The sequence below is a fragment of the Bradyrhizobium sp. UFLA05-89 genome (assembly GCF_059803475.1).
The window spans coordinates 1-1579 of sequence record NZ_JBANBA010000256.1; the positions used below are offsets into that span (position 1 = coordinate 1).

The 1579-nt window shown below is 58.1% G+C and carries 1 protein-coding gene; it reads left to right on the top strand.

What is annotated here, in order from left to right; translation table 11 throughout:
- Nucleotides 1-271: 271 nt before the first annotated feature.
- Nucleotides 272-1441, top strand: a complete 1170-nt coding sequence (locus tag SO139_RS46100; RefSeq protein ID WP_449384698.1) for a hypothetical protein — start codon at nucleotides 272-274, stop codon at nucleotides 1439-1441.
- Nucleotides 1442-1579 lie beyond the last annotated feature (138 nt).

Genomic DNA, 1579 nt, shown 5'->3' on the forward strand with positions numbered 1-1579 from the left:
CTTGGAGGCTTTCGGACGCCGGCCGCCGAATACGCCGCCCCGTCCCTCATGCGGCCGGCATCCGAAACCCTTCACAGCAGCTGCCATTGAACATGACGGCACGATTTTGTATTCGATCCCGACCTGGTCTCTTCCTGATGCCCCAAAGTCTATTCTGGTTGAAGAAGACGCGAGAGGCAGCGAAATGCTACCGGAACCAATTGCTTATTGTTTCTACCGTTATCGCAGGCACTTCTGTCACACTTGGATCGTCGCGACTTTCACAATCGCTATGGTTGCCGCTCCGCTACCGGCTTCAGCGACACCAAATGTGTCAGCGTGCGGATACCTCGCTGATCTGATCGATAAGGCACCGCCAGGGCCGTTGTTCTTGCCCAGCTATCCGACCGTCGAAGCGGGGCCTCTCCAAGGCGCCGCCTACCTTTATGACAATGCGCTGGCCGTCATCGCATTGGTCGGTTGCGGTGAACGAGACAAAGCATATCGGATTGGGGCGGCGATTCTCTGGGCGATTGATAACGACCGCACATGGCACGATGGACGACTCCGGAACGCTTACGCCGCGGGTGTGGTGGCGAATAGCCCCGTCAAACTCCCGGGGTGGTGGGACAATGCCCAGAACAAATGGTTAGAAGATCGATACCAGGTGGGTAGCGATAATGGAAACATGGCATGGGCCATGTTGGCTTTGCTGTCGATTGACGATGTGAACACCGGCCCTCGGTTCCGAGACGGTGCGACACGACTTGGCGCCTGGGTCGCGCAATGGGCCGACACGCGCGGCACTGGCGGTTTCACGGGCGGTACGTTTGGGCATGAACCGACGCCCGACGTACGGACATGGAAATCGACCGAACACAATACTGACATCGCCGCCGCGTTTGGCATTCTCGCAATCCGCACAGGCGATTCGCGCTGGCGTGATATGGCGACGGCCGCTGAGCACTTCGTAGATACGATGTGGGATTCGGCATGCGCCTGTTTCGCGGCGGGCACCGCCGAAGACGGCGTCACGCGCAATCCGATTTTGGCCCTCGATGCTCAGGTTTGGCCCTTAACGGCGCTCCCCGGAGCGGCCAAGAAATTTGCATCGGTAATTACCACCGCCGAACAGCGAATGGGTGTCGACGGGGGCTTTTCTTACGGTGAAGACCGAGACGGAGTGTGGACCGAAGGGACGGGCCAAATGGCTCTCTTGCTGGAGTTACTCGGCAGGGGCGAGAAGGCAAAATCGTTGATCGCTGTAATCGAATCCCAAAGGTCGCCGGATGGCGGGTTCTATGCCGCAAGTGTCCGAGGGCTACCGACTGGGTTCATGCTGGATACCGATCTGGCCAAGCCACGACTCTATTTTCGATTGCCACATCTTGGTGCAGCTTCGTGGGCCGCCCTTGCAGAACGGGGGTTCAATCCCTTTACGGCGACAAGAAGACTTCCGTAGTTCACCCAGTGGTGACCGTCTCAGACTTTTAAGTGCTTTTCGATTTCGATAAGTCCGCAAAGGGTCGATTCCGTTGAAAAAGGGCGGCAGTAATCCGATGTATTGGCGTCAGCGGCGATGCGGCCGAGCGGCTGTGTC

What these genes read in the sequence shown, in the direction of transcription:
- SO139_RS46100 (WP_449384698.1), top strand. Translation starts at nt 272, where the DNA reads ATGGTTGCCGCTCCGCTACCGGCTTCAGCGACACCAAATGTGTCAGCG.